The following is a 13,757-nucleotide window of genomic DNA, read 5'->3' as shown; positions in this document are numbered from 1 at the left end:
CCCTGTCGGCCAGCCCCGTCCAACCTCGCCCTGGAGGCACCCGCGTGTACGCGATCGGCATGTGCGTCGATGCCCGCTACCTGCTACCCGCCCTGGTCACGCTCGGCTCGGTCGCCGACCACCTGCCGGTGGCCGACCGCCGCGAGAGCGCGGTACGGGTACTGACCAATGGCCTGTCCCCGGGGCAGGCTGCGGTAATGGAGTTCTTCGCCCGCCGCTGCGGGTTCGGCTCCTTCGACCTGCGCTGGCAGACCCCTCCTCCCGAGAGCGTCATGGCGGACACCGCCTACATCTCGGTCGCCACCTACCTGAGGTTCGGATTCACCCCGGGCTTCCTCGACCGGCCCTTCCTGATCTACGTGGACGCCGACGTCCACGTACGCGCCGACCTCTCCACGCCTCTGGACGGACTGCCGGCGGACCGGATCGGCGCCGTGCAGGACGAGTTCAACCCGGCCGTCGGCCAGTGCCCAGCCCTGCCCGGCGTCGCCGGGCGCTGGCCCCACCTGGTCGGGCGGGCCTACTTCAACGCCGGGATGCTGTGGGTACCCGCCCCGATGCTCGCCCCCATGCGGGCCGGGGTCCAGCGGGCCCTGGTCCGCGGGCGGCAGTACATCAAGCACAACGACCAGTGCGCCCTGAACCTTTGGCTGCTGTCCTCCGAGGCCGCGCACCCGGTCGGGCCAATGTTCAACCGGTTCGAGGTGGACCGGTTTCTCCAGCGGGGAGACTGGGTCCGCCGGGTCCTCCGCCGCCCGGTCACCCACCGGGACGGGCACGTGGTGCACTTCGTCGGGGGCCAGAAACCGTGGATGCGCTCGTGCCCCGGCACGGAAGACGTGCGTGCCTACCGGCAGCAGATGCACCGCACGCTGCGGCACCTGGCTGGGGCAGGTGCACGGTGACCGACGGCACGGTCCTGGCAGTAGAGAGGGCCTGCACGGAACTGGCCGGGTCGGCTCCGGCCGAGACGGTCCGGGTCCGCAGCGGGCCGAAGACGGCCGTCTACCGGGTCCGGCTCGCCGACGGCCGCCCGGTGGTGGTCAAGCTGTTCGCGGTCGACGGCACCCACGGCGCTGTCGACGAGGCCCGCCTCCTGGCCGCCGTCACCGCCGCCGGGCGGGTGCGGGTGCCGACCGTGATCGGGTACGGGCCGGTTCCCGGCCTGACCGTCTCTGCCCTGGTCACCACCGATGCCGGAACGAGCACCTTGGGGGATGCCGTCCGAGCCGGGCAGATGCCGCGTCCGGCGGCACTGCTGAAGCTCGCCCTGCTGATGACTGCCTTCCATAGCGTCAAGGCCCCGGCCGGGGTCCCCCTGGCGCCAGGCATCGGCCAGCAGGTCAGCGCTCTGGCCGCCCACTGCCCCAAGCAGGTCTTCGTCCGGCTCGCTCCCGCCTTGGAGGTCATCGCGGCCGGGGCACGCCTGGAACGACTCGTGTGGTGCCACGGAGACCTCCACCTGGAGAACGTGATCTGCGGAGGCGACCGACGCCTCACCGTCGGCGAACACGGCCGGCCCCGCCTCCCCGACTGCCTCGTGGACTTCGAGGCCGCGACCGTGGAGGTCCCCGAGTACGACCTCGCCCAGACCCTCGTGACCTGCGACGCCCTGGAGCCGTCCGACCGGTTGTTCGTGGCCGCTGCCTACGGACGGCCCGTCGACACCCGGCTCCTGGACGCCTTCGTAGCCTTCCAGGCCGTACGCGGCTGGACCTACGCCGCCCACCGGGAGGGCCGCGACCGCGGCGCCTGGGCGGCCCGCCTGCACCTTGCCCTGTCTCCGCAATCAGGAAGGACCGTGCTGTGACCGACCCCGATCTGTCGGTGATCATCCCCGCCTACAACGAGGCCGAGTACCTGCCCCGCTACCTGCCCACGGTCTTCGCTTCCCTCCGGGCCTGGGAAGCCCTCTCCGGCCTCGCGGGAGAGGTGATCGTGGTGGACAACGCCTCCACCGACGACACCGCGGCCGTCGCGAAGGAGCTGGGGGCCAGGGTGGTGACGGAGCTGGTCCGCAGCATCGGCCTGGCCCGGAACACCGGAGCCCGCGAGGCCGAGGGGCGGATGCTGTTCTTCGTCGACGCAGACGTGGCCCTGCCGCTGGAGGGGATCACGGCCGCCGTTGCCGCAATGGACGCCGGGGCCGTCGGCGGGGCGATCCCCCCGCTCTACACCCCCGCCCGGTTCGGGGCCCGTCTGCTCTGCGCCTACTGGGACCATCACCGCGCCCGCCACGGGGGCGCCCAAGGCGTCAACCAGTTCTGCACCCGGGACGCCTTCAAGGCAGTACGCGGCTACCGCCCCGACTACTTCATGAGCGAGGACATGGAGTTCTTCGCCCGCCTGACCACCTACGGCCGCCGCACGGGCGGGCCGGTCACGGTCCTCGAAGACCTCCGCGTGCGGCCCTCCACCCGCCGCTACGACGCCTGGTCCACGGCCCGGATGCTCTGGTGGCAGAACCCCGTGGTCGTCCGGCTCGGCCTGACCTCGCCCCGCTTCTGGCGCAACTGGTACGCCACCACCGTCCGATGATCGGAGAACCCCAGGTGACCCGTCTTCCCCTGCCGGACGCCGACGGCATCTACACCTTCCCCACCGACCTCCTGACCGCGCACCGGGCCTGGATGGACTCCCTCACCGGGGCAAAGGAGATCATGACGCTGACGGCGCCGCTGACCCTCGCGCCGTACTGGATCGAGCCGCGCAAGCCGTCCGGGCGGCCGGTGGTCGTCATCGAACCCCACCACGACGACTTCGTCCTGTCCGCCTCCGGAACCTTCCTCGCCCGTCCACGGCCGCTGACCGTGGTCACCGTCTTCACCCGCTCCCGCAGCGTCCATCCCTCCCTCGAAAACACCTACAACAGCGTGGAGACGGTCTCCGGACTCCGCGACCGCGAAGCCGCCCAGTCCCTGTTGCCCCTGGGGGCGGCCCGGGTCGGGCTCGGGCACAAGGACGCCGAGAAGCCCTATCGGGCACCCGAGCCCGCCCAGGTGGACCGGATCGCCTCCGAACTCGCCGAGGTGCTGGACGGGATGGACGACGCAGAGCTGCTCGCCCCGGCCGCCGTCACTCGCCACCCGGACCACCTCGCCGTCCACGAGGCGGCGCGCCGCCTCGGCTGCCGTTGGTTCTGGGAAGACGCCGCCTTCTGGTCCACGTACGGATTGTCCGGATGCGACCGGCAGCTGTTCCGGCAGCGGGTACGCGATGTCTTCGAACCGGAGCTGGAGGACATCACGGCCACCGTCCTGGACAAGGTCACCCTGCTGCACATGCACGGCTCGCAGATGCACCCCGCGCGGAAGATGTACCGGCCGATCCGGCACGCCCACACCGTCGCCGCCAACTTGCTGCCCGACCCGGACGGCCGTCCGCAGGGCCAGTTCGCGGAACGCTTCTACCGACTCGGGGGATCGTGATGATCCTCGGCCTGGAAGGCCCCTCGTACGGGGGCAAGACCTCCGCCCTGGGGCGGCTGCGCCGGGTGCCGGCGATGCAGGACGCGCTGTTCTTCTCCTGCTACGTGAAGTCGTTCGCGCGCCGCGAGGACATCCCCACCCCCTCCACCCGGTCGGCAGACGAGCAGGTGGAGGCGTTCATGACGTTCATGGAGATCGAGGGCAACCGCGTGGACGCAGCTCGCCGCCACGGCGGGCTGGTCGTCCTGGACCGGACCGTCGACACCCTCCTCGCCCACGCCCACGCCATGGACGAGATCTACGGCTTCAACGTCCTGCCCGAACTGACCCGCCGGGCCGAGGAGATGCCGCACCTGAGGCCGGACCGCACCCTGTACCTGGACGTGACGCCCGAGCTCTTACACCTGCGGCGCAAGGCGGCCGGACACCACGAGGCCGAGCCGGACTACTTCCTCCACGACCCCGCCTTCCTCACGCACTTCCGCGACTATTTCTGCCGCCCGGCCCACCGCCCGGCGACTGCGGAGTTGGCCATCGCCTCCGGGGACGGCGACCGGCAGGAGACAGCTGCTGTCGTGCAAGCCCTCTTCACGTACTGGGCGGGTGTCCAGTGACCGGCCCGACGGTGGTGTTCGTATGGCGGCGGACCCCGCCACCGCTACTGATCGGGGGCGCGGAGGTCTCCCAGCAGCTCCTGGCGGAAGAGTTCGTCCGGGCCGGCTGGCGTGTCGTCTACCTCGGCAGCCATGAGGCCCCCTGGAACGGGTCCGCCCAAATCGGCCACCTGCGCGCCCACCTCCGGGCCCACGGAACCGTGTGGGAGGAGGCTGGCGGGGAGGTCCGCTACCGGTGGAACGGCGTCTCGTGCCGAGCCGTGCCGCAGGACAGGGTGGAAGCGACGTTGAAGGGCCTCCTGGCCGAGGCCCGGCCGGATCTGGTGGTGACCTCGCAGGAACGGGCGGCCGACCTGGCCTCGCTTGCCCGCCGGTCCTCGCGGGTCGCCGGTTGGCTGCACTCGGTCTCGGCCAACAGCATGGGCGTCCTCCACGGCCGACCGCACGTCGTCCTCGCCACATCGGAGTTCGTCGCCCGACGGGCCCAGGCCCACGCCGACACGAAGGTAGTCGTCTTCTACCCGCCGTTCGCGCCAGCCGAAGGCGCCGAGCCCCTCCTCGCCGCGGGGCGCGGCGCAGCCAGTCGCATCCTCGGCGGCGTGCTGATGGTGAATCCCATCCCCGCCAAGGGCGCGGCCCTCCTGCACCAGCTGATCCGCCGCTTGCCCGCCCTCCGGTTCACCCTCGTCGAGGGCTGGTGGGACACAGCTAGCGAGTTCACCGCGTACCCGAACGTCCACTGGGTGCCCCGCACCTACGCCATGGGCCCGATCTACGCCGCGAACGACCTGCTGCTCGTGCCCTCCCAGGTCGAGGACGCCTTCCCCCGGGTGATCGTGGAAGCCGGGCTCCACGGCGTCCCCACGATCGGCTCGTCCCGCGGCGGCATTCCCGAGGCGGTCGGGGACGGCGGAGTGATCCTCCACCCCGACGAGGTGGACGGCTGGCTGCAGGCGATCAAGTCGGCCGACCGGACCGGCCTCGGCACGAAGGCCCTCGCCGGGGCAGCGCCGCTGGTCCGGCCGTGCCTGCCCGAGCTGGCTGCCGCCGGGCTCATCCCGGCGGCAGCAGGCGCCAGCTAGCGGGCCGCGTAGGCGGCCTGCACCTCGTCGGCGCGGTCGGTCCACCAGTTCAGCAGTGCCTCGTCCGTCAGGAACATCTCGCCGAAGGCGGGGTCTTGGCGGTCGAGGTAGAACTCCAGCTGCCAGAAGTCGGTCAGCCGCTTCCACCACAGCCGCTTCACCGCGTCGGCGAGGTCGCCCTCGGACAGATCGATCACGGACCGGTATCCGGAGCAGAACGCGGCAACACGGTCGAGGTCGAAGGCACCACCGACCCCGAACTGCACCTGCGCGGTCCGCGCGACCTCCTCCCCGTACGGACGAACACCGAGCCGGTCCCAGTCCAGGACCGCCACCACCCGGCCGTCGCGACGCAGCAGGTTGCGGTACTGGAAATCGCCGTGCGTCCACCCGTAGGGCCCGGCCGGCACCTCGCCTTCCGGCCGGGCATCGGCGTACCGCGCGAGGAGGCGGCGCCGGTCGTGCAGGGCCTCGGCGGCGGCCTTGTCGAAGTCCGTCACCGGAGCGGACGGCAAGCGGCTCAGGAGGGCAGCAGCCGCGCGGTCGGCCTCGGTCACATCGCGGACCTTCGCCACCGGCTCCTGCTCCGGGACTGGGCCGGGACCGTGCCGCCGCAAGCCCTCGTGGAGGCGGCCCAGCAGAGCACCGAGATCGCGCACCTGGTCGAGCGGGAGATCCGTCCCTCGAAGGTGCTCGCCGTCGACCCACGGCAGGACGCAGTAGCCGTGACCACCGACTTCCGCCACGAGGTCACCGTTGGCCGCGCTCAGCGGCGCCGGCACGGGGATGCCCTCGCGAGCCAAGTCCAGGAGGACCGCAAGGTTCCTGCGGACCTTCGGCAGAGGAACGTCGGTGATCTCCTTGAGCGCGAACACTCCAGCAGCGGTCACAAGCCGCCAGTTCTGGTTCATCAGGCCGTGGGCGAGGAACCGCCGATCACTCACCGCGCCCAGCCCGAACGTGTCGGACAGGCTAGGCAGCACTGCCGTCAGAGCATCTTCTCGAGTCGTATCCGTCACCCCCAGCACGGTACGCCGACGCCGAATCGCGCACCCGAATTCGTCACCCAGATCCCCACTGAGAGTCGGAGGGAGAGGCGAGCCGAGATCGCTTCCGCCACCAGCTCGCCTGACTCCGCCCGTGGCGGAGCCGAAACAGTCCTGGCGGCCTCACTACCCTGACCGACGGACCACCCGCGGCCGTACGACGATCGGGAGACCATGACGACGCCCTCCACCGCCCGAATCGAAGACCTCCTGCAGACCGGCGTTCGCGAGGAGGTCTATCCCGGCGCGGTGTGGGCGGTCGGTGACGCCGACGGCATCCGCGCGAGCGGAGCCGTCGGCCTCCTCGATCCCGACCGGCCCGACGAACCGATGCGGCTGGACACCGTCTTCGACGTGGCCAGCCTCGCTAAGATCCTCGCCGTCTGGTCCACGATCGGCACGCTCACCGAACAGGGCAAGCTCGACCTCCACGCCCCTCTGGACACCTTCTGGGACGAGGTCGCCGGCCACCCCCTGGCCCGGGCCACGGCCCACCACCTCCTGACCCACACCGCGGGCTTGCCCCTGCGCGCCAACCTGAAGAACCTCTACGGCACGGACCCACAGGACATCCGCGACGGCGTCCTCCACGAAGCCCTCCACCGCCCACCGGGCAAAGCCGTCGAGTACACCGACCGGGCCGCCCTGATCCTCGGCTACCTCGCCGAGCGCCTGTCGGGCCAGCCCCTGGACCGGCTCGCCACCGCCCGCGTCTGGCACCCCCTGGGCATGACGCACACCCGCTTCGGCCCCCTCCCCGCCGCCGAGGCGGCCCGCTGCGCGCCCACCGAGTACGACGACACCACCGGCACCCACCTCAAGGGCACCGCCCACGACTTCTCCGCCCGCCTCCTCGGCGGCGTCTGCGGCATCGCCGGCACCTTCTCCGTCTTGGACGACCTCACCCTCTTCCTCCGCCACATGCTCGCCCCCACCCGGGCCGCATTCGGCGCCACCTGGATCAAGGACTCCCTCCGCATCCACACCGGCGCCCTCACACCCGCCCGCGGCCTCTTCTGGCACCCAGCCCCCGGCACCGACCCCACCGAGGACGTCTGGGTCCACTACGGCTTCACCGGCACGGGCATGTGGATCAGCCCAGCCCAGGGCCGCTGGGCCGCCCTCCTCACCAACAAGCTCCGCTTCAACCGCGCTCGGGAACCCTTGACGGAAGTCCGCAACGCTTTTCGCGAAGCCGCGTTCCTTGCGCCAGCTCGGCAGATCACCACACGTTCGTAGCACCGCCGAGGCCTCGGGGGCCCGACTTGAAGGGTCGAGGATGCGGAAGTAATGCGCGCCCAGACGTTGCTGCGAGCCACCATCGTGATCAGGATCGCCCAAGCTAGCACTGCCTGCACTCGCCGACCCATCCAGTCCGTTGGCGCCACCGGACGAGAATCCGATCTCGCCCAATGCTCCTTCTCATAGCGGGCGTTGTCGTTGTGCCCTACCCTGATCGCTGTGGCTGTGGGGGAAGACGCCCACCTCAAGGGATTCTCTGGGGCTCGCCGGGCGAAGATGTGGCTCGAAGGCACGATGCGGATCTCGGGCGCGTATGCGAACACCGACTCGCCGTCGTGTGCCCGGCGGCTGACCCTGGCATGGCCCCACGGTGGGCAGACCTTCTCCTTCGATCTGGGTGGCGCGATGCGAGGGGCCCCGTACCACGGGGACATGTTCTGCGCTGAGGTGAAGAACTACCAACAACCCAGCGACCAGGGAACGCAGTTCGATGAGTTCGTCGCCAAGTGCTACGTGGCTTGCCAGACGGGTCACCTCCTCAGCGATCACCTGATGTGGATCACATGGTCACCCTTCCGCGCTAACACCTGGACTCAGCTGCACTCGCCAAGGCATGTCGAGGATGCGGTACTCATCCACCATGCGCGTGTCTTTGGGACGAGCGATCGGGCGGAAGCAAAGGCCGCGATCAACCAGCAGGTAGTCGAGACTGTTGCGAAACGACTGTGGCTAATCGTGCTGTCCGAGAAGCAGGAGACGCTGGTCCCCCTCAAGGACTGGGAAGCCATCGTGGCTGCCGAACTGATCCGAAAGGGAGAGCAGTGGTGAACGAGACATCACAGGCGATCATGGCTGCGCTCGACGAGACGGAGCAGAGCCAACCGTTCGCCAGGGTCAAAGAAATCGTGGGTCATCAGCTGCGGAGAATGGATCCGCGGGCGGAGGTCATCACGACTGGCTTCTTTAACCACACCTACGCCCCTGACATGGTGATCCGGTGGCCTCAAGCAGCCCGCACCACAGATCGGTACGTGTATCTCCGCACTACGGCCAACCCGGCGGAACTGCGGGAGGACATCACACGACTCCAGACGAAGGACCGGCCGCTGATCCTCTCGCTGGGTGAGCTAGAGGCCACGCAGGCGACCGACGCACTTCAGCCGACCGCCTCTGAGCATCAAGCCCTACTCCTGGACACGCCGGCCTTCGGCGAGCTGACACCAGCCCACGACACACCCAGCGTTCCGCGGCTGATCTCCAGTTCAATCATCGAGGGGGGCCGGGGCGCAATGAATGCACCGGCAACCACGCAGTTCACCAACGCAGTTGCAACCGGTGTTGGTGCTGCCCGTGACGGAGACCCCAATGGCACACGCATTGCCGTCGAGGCTGTCTCGGCTCAGATGGTCCCTCAAGTAGCGGATCGAATGACGGCCTTCATGGCCGCACTGTGGCAGGGTGGAGGTTCGACTCTTTCAAGTTTCCCCGGCCCATTGCGGCGATCCGGCCGATTGGACGAATCGACTCTGGCCTACCTCCTAGGTAGCGAAGAGATTCCGGACCCAGATTTCTGGCAGAGGCTACTTCCGATGGTTAGCCTCCCCCTGCTCTTGCGCACGCCTATCCGCGACCCGGACAACCTTCAACACCTCATGCGATGTGCCGTCGAGCGTTGGCAAAGCCACGTGTGCGTGATCGCGCGCGGCACTACAGCAAGTGCGCCTATCGGACCATGGCGCTGGGCAGTCGAGCGAGGCCACCTGTTGCTACAGACGCCACGCTTCCGTACCTATGTCGCACAAACGCGAAAAGACCTCGACGCCTCAGATACCTTCGACGAGCCAAGCCTGGAAGACGTACGTACCCGTGCAGATCGCTTCTCTATCCCGTTGACGTCGATCAGGATGCTGGTCACCGATAGACGCATCGGATATGACGGCCCTGGCGACAACGTCGTCCATGACGAGCAGCTCGCCGGCATCAGCGAAGCGCTCGGACAGTCCGAAGCCGTTTTCGAGGCTGACGCACGCACCCCTTCAGGAGCGGTGCTGCGTTGCAGCTTCACCCAACTTTTGGCCAGCGCACGAGGCGCCCGTAGCCAGGTCCCACTCGATGAGCTCATCGGTACAGCGGCCAGGCTCCTCTGCGAACTCACCAACCCAGAGGCTGAATTTCTAGCTGCTCTCCTTGGGCCGCAGGGACAGCCAGTTGCCGCGCCTTGGAACCAACCCTCCCTGTTTGACTCATAGCACCTGCAGCGGCGACCTTCCTCACGCTGGACCTGGGGTCAGCCCATGTTCCTTAGGCGCCTGGCCGCTACGACCCTGACCATCCGGTAGATCGACGAGCCCCGTCTCACGGAGGACGGGGCTCCTCCTTCGGCCCGCTATCGCGGCTCGTATCTACATCTTGGCCTTCTCGAATAGCGCAGCAGCCTACGTCCACAGGGAGTCCCCGACTACCCGTCGTCGCCCGAACCCAGCCAACCCGTCCGGCCCACTACCCACCTGCAATACCAAGATGGGCATCCCGGCACACCCGCCATCTCCACCCACCCCAACACCACACAGGCAGCCACCCATGGAACCCCGCAACTACCGCATGGTCGTCTCAACCGAGCAAGACTTCGTCACCGTCTCCGCAGAGGCCGACCGCCAACTGCACCACTGGCTGGCCGTCATGAAGCGGTACGATGCGTCCGCGCTCGACGAGGGCCGCAACGAGATAGCCGAGGGCGTGACCCTCGACCACGACGCCGCCGCGGGCAGACACGGCTCGTACTCACGCTGGCGACTGCGTGAGACCCGCAACGAAACGGATGGTACTTGGCAGTCCACGCTCGTCGTCCGCTCCGGTAGCCGCAAAGATGCCCGCCGCACCTGGCTCCAAGTCGACATCGAGCATCAGCCCGCCCCAGGCCGGCCGTACATCCGGGCAAACACCCCTGGCATAGCCAAACTGCTGCTCGACGCCCTCCCCACCCAGGATGGTCTCGCAGACGTTGGCAAGATCCCGAAGTTCATCGAGCCGGACGACATCGAGGAGGTGATCGAGGAACTCTGCGACCAAGAACGCAGGCTCCCGATCGTCGTGGCCAGCGTGCCCTACGGGCAGGACGTCGAAGCCTGGACAGAAAGGGTCGTCGAGCCTGTCTTCCGGCACCTCCCCGGCCTCGCCGTCATGTACGTCCTCAGGCCAGAAGCCCAACTCGCCTTCAACACCGCCCTCGACTTCCACCCCGTTTTCGGCGGCGGTATCCGCACTTACCTCCCCGGCGTCGACCCGGCGTGGCAGCCCGACGCCCAGCGCCACCCAGTGATGTCTCGGACTACCATCGAGGCGAACTTCAACCGCGCGGCGGCGATCCTCGCCTCCCTGCCCCAGCGGCTGGCTCTGAGCCATCCTCTGCCTGAACCGCTGGACACTCTCCCGGTCCAGCGCACCCGTCCGCGCCCGGCCGCCGACGGCACCAGCCTCGAAGGACTCCGCAAGGAGCTCAGGACCGCCGAGGGGCTACTCAAGGACGCAGAGCAGCAGGAAGAATCCCGGGTCGAGGAGATCCGAGAGTTCCGGCGACGGCTCAAGCAGGCGGAGGACCGGGACTTCGAGCAGATCGTCGAGAACGACCAGCTCTACGGCAATCTCCAGGACGCCCAGCGCAAGAGCCGTTTCCTGCAGAAGCAGCTCGAAGAGGCCGGCCTCCATGCCCTCGCCCACACCCCTGCTCCCAAGCCAGCCGACCAGCCCGGTACGTTCTCCGAGATCCTGAACCGCATGGACGAGTTCCCCCGCCTACAGTTCACCGGGAACGTGAAGAAGACCAAGGAACTCGACGCGCAGTGCATCGGCAACTGGGTGACCGTTGCCTGGGACGCCCTGCACGCCCTGAACGGCTACGCCGCCGCGTCCGCCTCAGGCGCCGCTGGCGGCGACTTCCGCCACTGGTGCGACAACCTGCCAGACGACTGCGAGCATCCCTTCCCGTCCGGCAAGGTGAAGATGAAGGAGTCGGAGACGGTCGGCAACAACGCGGACTGGCGTCGCCAGCGGACATTCCCCGTGCCGAAGACGGTCGCCAGGGAGGGCAAGCTGTTCATGCAAGCCCACCTGCGCATCGGCGGAGGCAACACCGTGTCACCCCGGCTGTACTTCCACGACGACAGCCCAGGCACGGGGTTCGTGTACGTGGGATACATCGGCCCGCACCCGGACAACACGCAGACCTGACCATCAGCGCGTGACGGCACCGTTCACGAACGCAGCCACTACAAGGTGCCAAAGGCCAATTGGGCACGTGCACGTGTGTCTTGTTGTCACGCATGTGGATGGTGCCGGGCGATACAGCGGCCTCCAGGCGTTCGCCGCCTTCGTTGCCGCTGTCGCCGCTCGGACAACACACCACAAACCTGCCGGTCAGACGTCGTGGGTTACCAGTTCAAGGATCGCGACGCACTCCACGTAGTAAGCCATCGACATCAAGTCGAGCACCGCCTACCGGATACCTCTACGGTCTTACACCTGAGGCCGGCACCCGCGCTGTCCTTCCCGACGATCGGTGGGTCACCCCCGCACTTGTCTCTACGTCGCGGAGCCTGCCATGCCACTCGGATACGGTCCCGGCCAGCGGCGTTCCGTCTTCAGAGGCAGCGAGGCTGGGGAGAATCTGGGGAGAATGGAACCCAGTTGGGGAGCAGCTGGGGAGGATCGGCCGCATCAACGGGCAGCACAGAGAAAGGGCCCGAAAGACAGATCGCCGCAGGTCAGAGCGACTTCCCCGTCGATTTCCGCAGGTCAGCGGCGTGAGGGTGACGACTTCAAGAAGATCTCCGCCTGGGCCGCCATCCTCTTCGCCCCCACGCTGGTGGGAACGATCTACGGCATGAACTTCGAAACCATGCCGGAACTGCGCTGGGCGGCAGGCTACCCCTTCGCAATCCTGCTGATGGCGGTGGTCTGCACGAGCCTGTACGTCATCTTCAAGAAGCGGGACTGGCTGTAGGCAGTGGCTCCGATCCATTGATCGACGTCGCAGCAGGCGAGCTACCCGTCCGTCGGCAGTCGACCGCCGTCAGCGTGCCAGGACCGCGTCGAGGTGTTCTTGCACCGGCTCGAACAGGCCGTACGGGACGTACTGCGGGATCTCGGCGTGGGCAACCCAGACGAGCTCGTCCAGCTCGTCGGTGTCCGCGACGTGCGCGTGGCCGCCGACCACCTCACAGGCGGTGTAGGACCACGAGCCGACCGGTGGCAGGGTGGACCCGCTCCCCCAGAGGCTTCACCGCCTCCACGGTGAGGCCGGTCTCCTCCTGGACCTCCCGTACGGCGGCCTCCTCCCGGGCTTCGCCGGGCTCGACCTCACCAGCCGGAAACTGCCAGGAGAGCCGCCCCTCGCTGACCCGGCGCCGCACCATGAGCACGCGGCCTTCGCGCACCACGATGGCTGCAGCGGTGACCGGTCGACCCTCAGCGTTCTGTTGCGCCACGTTGCTCCTCCAGGTTGGGTGGTTGGCTGCCACGAGAGGCAATGCCCGCACGTTCACCGCGGCTCGGCCTCGGCATTGACGCACGGGGCGAGCAGATCCACCGCCTCCTCCCAAGGAAAGCGGTCGGCCCCGCCGCCGGACTTCGGACGGTGCGGCTCGTAGCTGCCGATCAGCACGCTCATCTCCCGGAGCTCGTCGATGCTGCGCCGGTAGGCTCGGTGGGCGGCGAGCGCGGTGTTCACGTAGGGCAGCAGGACCGTGGGGACGCCCATGCCGAGGGCTTCGCAGAGGATGCCGAGCGCGAGGTTGTCGGCGAAGCCTGCGGCCCACTTGTTGACCGTGTTGAACGTGGCCGGCGCGACCGCGATGGCGTCGGCCCGCGGGTAGGTCCGTGCCTCGCCGGGCGAGCGCCACCCTGACCGAACCGGGTAGCCGGTCTGGTCCTCGATCGCCCGGGTGTCGAGGAACTCGAGACCCTGTGGCGTGGCGATGACCCCGACCTCCCAGCCCCGTTCCTGCGCTGCGGTGATCAGCCTGCCGACGTCGCCGGCGATCCCGGCAGCGCACACAACGACGTACAGGAAGGGCCTGGACTGCGGCTCGGTCACGCGGGGACTCCCAGTCGGCGGCTGAAGTGGTGGAGCTCCGGCAGCGTACGACGGCGGTCCCACGCGGCCGTATCGCCGTGGCGAGGAAGCGGGACACTTCCTCGGGCCGGGGTGAGTTGCACAAGGCATGGCGCAGGTCGGTGATCAGGCCGGGGAGCGTCCTGCGCATCCGGCATCGACGCGCTGGCGGTGTACGCGGAGGCGTGCGAGACGACTGGGGTCCGCTACAGGCCCGCCGCGTGGCTGACGGTATG

The 13,757-nt window shown here is 68.6% G+C and carries 12 protein-coding genes and 2 pseudogenes; 11 read left to right on the top strand and 3 right to left on the bottom strand.

Going from position 1 to position 13,757, the window contains the following annotated elements; all coding sequences use genetic code 11:
- Window positions 1-44 precede the first annotated feature (44 nt).
- From ACIQUT_RS01515 to ACIQUT_RS01490, 6 genes are read left to right on the top strand one after another with little or no spacing between them, the layout of a single operon-like run.
- Complete coding sequence (locus tag ACIQUT_RS01515; RefSeq protein WP_403558037.1) at window positions 45-905, top strand: glycosyltransferase; 861 nt, start codon at window positions 45-47, stop codon at window positions 903-905.
- Window positions 902-1,810 (top strand): phosphotransferase, encoded by a 909-nt coding sequence (locus ACIQUT_RS01510; protein ID WP_403558035.1) that lies wholly within the window; start codon window positions 902-904, stop codon window positions 1,808-1,810. The genes ACIQUT_RS01515 and ACIQUT_RS01510 overlap by 4 nt, the downstream gene beginning before the upstream one ends.
- On the top strand, window positions 1,807-2,538 hold the full coding sequence (locus ACIQUT_RS01505; protein WP_403558033.1) for a glycosyltransferase: 732 nt from the start codon (window positions 1,807-1,809) through the stop codon (window positions 2,536-2,538). The genes ACIQUT_RS01510 and ACIQUT_RS01505 overlap by 4 nt, the downstream gene beginning before the upstream one ends.
- A 14-nt stretch (window positions 2,539-2,552) precedes the next feature.
- On the top strand, window positions 2,553-3,428 hold the full coding sequence (locus ACIQUT_RS01500; RefSeq protein ID WP_403558031.1) for a PIG-L deacetylase family protein: 876 nt from the start codon (window positions 2,553-2,555) through the stop codon (window positions 3,426-3,428).
- Window positions 3,428-4,042, top strand: coding sequence for a hypothetical protein (locus ACIQUT_RS01495; protein ID WP_403558029.1), 615 nt, complete (start codon window positions 3,428-3,430; stop codon window positions 4,040-4,042). Before ACIQUT_RS01500 ends, ACIQUT_RS01495 begins: the two co-directional genes overlap by 1 nt.
- Complete coding sequence (locus ACIQUT_RS01490) at window positions 4,039-5,124, top strand: glycosyltransferase (protein ID WP_403558027.1); 1,086 nt, start codon at window positions 4,039-4,041, stop codon at window positions 5,122-5,124. Before ACIQUT_RS01495 ends, ACIQUT_RS01490 begins: the two co-directional genes overlap by 4 nt.
- Here ACIQUT_RS01490 and ACIQUT_RS01485 read toward each other — a convergent pair.
- Window positions 5,121-6,107, bottom strand: a complete 987-nt coding sequence (locus ACIQUT_RS01485) for a phosphotransferase (RefSeq protein WP_403558025.1) — start codon at window positions 6,105-6,107, stop codon at window positions 5,121-5,123. The two genes, ACIQUT_RS01490 and ACIQUT_RS01485, sit on opposite strands and share 4 nt — an antisense overlap.
- Window positions 6,108-6,344: 237 nt before the next feature.
- On the opposite strand from ACIQUT_RS01485, the gene ACIQUT_RS01480 reads away from it, so the two are divergent.
- The 5 genes and pseudogenes from ACIQUT_RS01480 to ACIQUT_RS01460 all read left to right on the top strand — a co-directional run.
- The gene (locus ACIQUT_RS01480) at window positions 6,345-7,409 is read left to right on the top strand and encodes a serine hydrolase domain-containing protein (protein WP_403558023.1); all 1,065 of its coding nucleotides are present in this window, start codon (window positions 6,345-6,347) and stop codon (window positions 7,407-7,409) included.
- Window positions 7,410-7,631: 222 nt separating this feature from the next.
- A complete protein-coding gene (locus tag ACIQUT_RS01475; RefSeq protein WP_362057544.1) occupies window positions 7,632-8,240 on the top strand; it encodes a hypothetical protein in 609 nt (202 codons plus the stop codon).
- Window positions 8,237-9,661 (top strand): hypothetical protein, encoded by a 1,425-nt coding sequence (locus ACIQUT_RS01470; RefSeq protein ID WP_403558021.1) that lies wholly within the window; start codon window positions 8,237-8,239, stop codon window positions 9,659-9,661. Before ACIQUT_RS01475 ends, ACIQUT_RS01470 begins: the two co-directional genes overlap by 4 nt.
- Window positions 9,662-9,992: 331 nt before the next feature.
- Window positions 9,993-11,639: a hypothetical protein gene (locus ACIQUT_RS01465; protein ID WP_403558020.1), complete on the top strand. Its 1,647-nt coding sequence runs from the start codon at window positions 9,993-9,995 to the stop codon at window positions 11,637-11,639.
- A 586-nt stretch (window positions 11,640-12,225) separates the two neighbouring features.
- A pseudogene (locus tag ACIQUT_RS01460) lies at window positions 12,226-12,411 on the top strand (CorA family divalent cation transporter); the annotation flags it as partial.
- Between the two features lie 69 nt (window positions 12,412-12,480).
- On the opposite strand, the pseudogene ACIQUT_RS01455 reads toward ACIQUT_RS01460, so the two are convergent.
- Together ACIQUT_RS01455 and ACIQUT_RS01450 are read right to left on the bottom strand one after the other, a co-directional pair.
- Window positions 12,481-12,895 (bottom strand): annotated as a pseudogene (locus tag ACIQUT_RS01455) (NUDIX hydrolase).
- A 53-nt stretch (window positions 12,896-12,948) separates the two neighbouring features.
- Window positions 12,949-13,503 carry a flavoprotein gene (locus ACIQUT_RS01450; RefSeq protein ID WP_403558019.1) on the bottom strand — a complete coding sequence of 185 codons (555 nt, stop codon included), beginning with the start codon at window positions 13,501-13,503 and terminating at the stop codon, window positions 12,949-12,951.
- Window positions 13,504-13,757 lie beyond the last annotated feature (254 nt).

This window comes from Streptomyces sp. NPDC090445 (assembly GCF_044769385.1).
Classification (GTDB): domain Bacteria; phylum Actinomycetota; class Actinomycetes; order Streptomycetales; family Streptomycetaceae; genus Streptomyces.
The sequence above is the reverse complement of the archived record's forward strand: the minus strand, read 5'-3'. Positions and strand labels throughout refer to the sequence as shown.

What these genes read in the sequence shown, in the direction of transcription:
- ACIQUT_RS01495 (WP_403558029.1), top strand. Translation starts at nt 3,428, where the DNA reads ATGATCCTCGGCCTGGAAGGCCCCTCGTACGGGGGCAAGACCTCCGCC.
- ACIQUT_RS01480 (WP_403558023.1), top strand. Translation starts at nt 6,345, where the DNA reads ATGACGACGCCCTCCACCGCCCGAATCGAAGACCTCCTGCAGACCGGC.
- ACIQUT_RS01465 (WP_403558020.1), top strand. Translation starts at nt 9,993, where the DNA reads ATGGAACCCCGCAACTACCGCATGGTCGTCTCAACCGAGCAAGACTTC.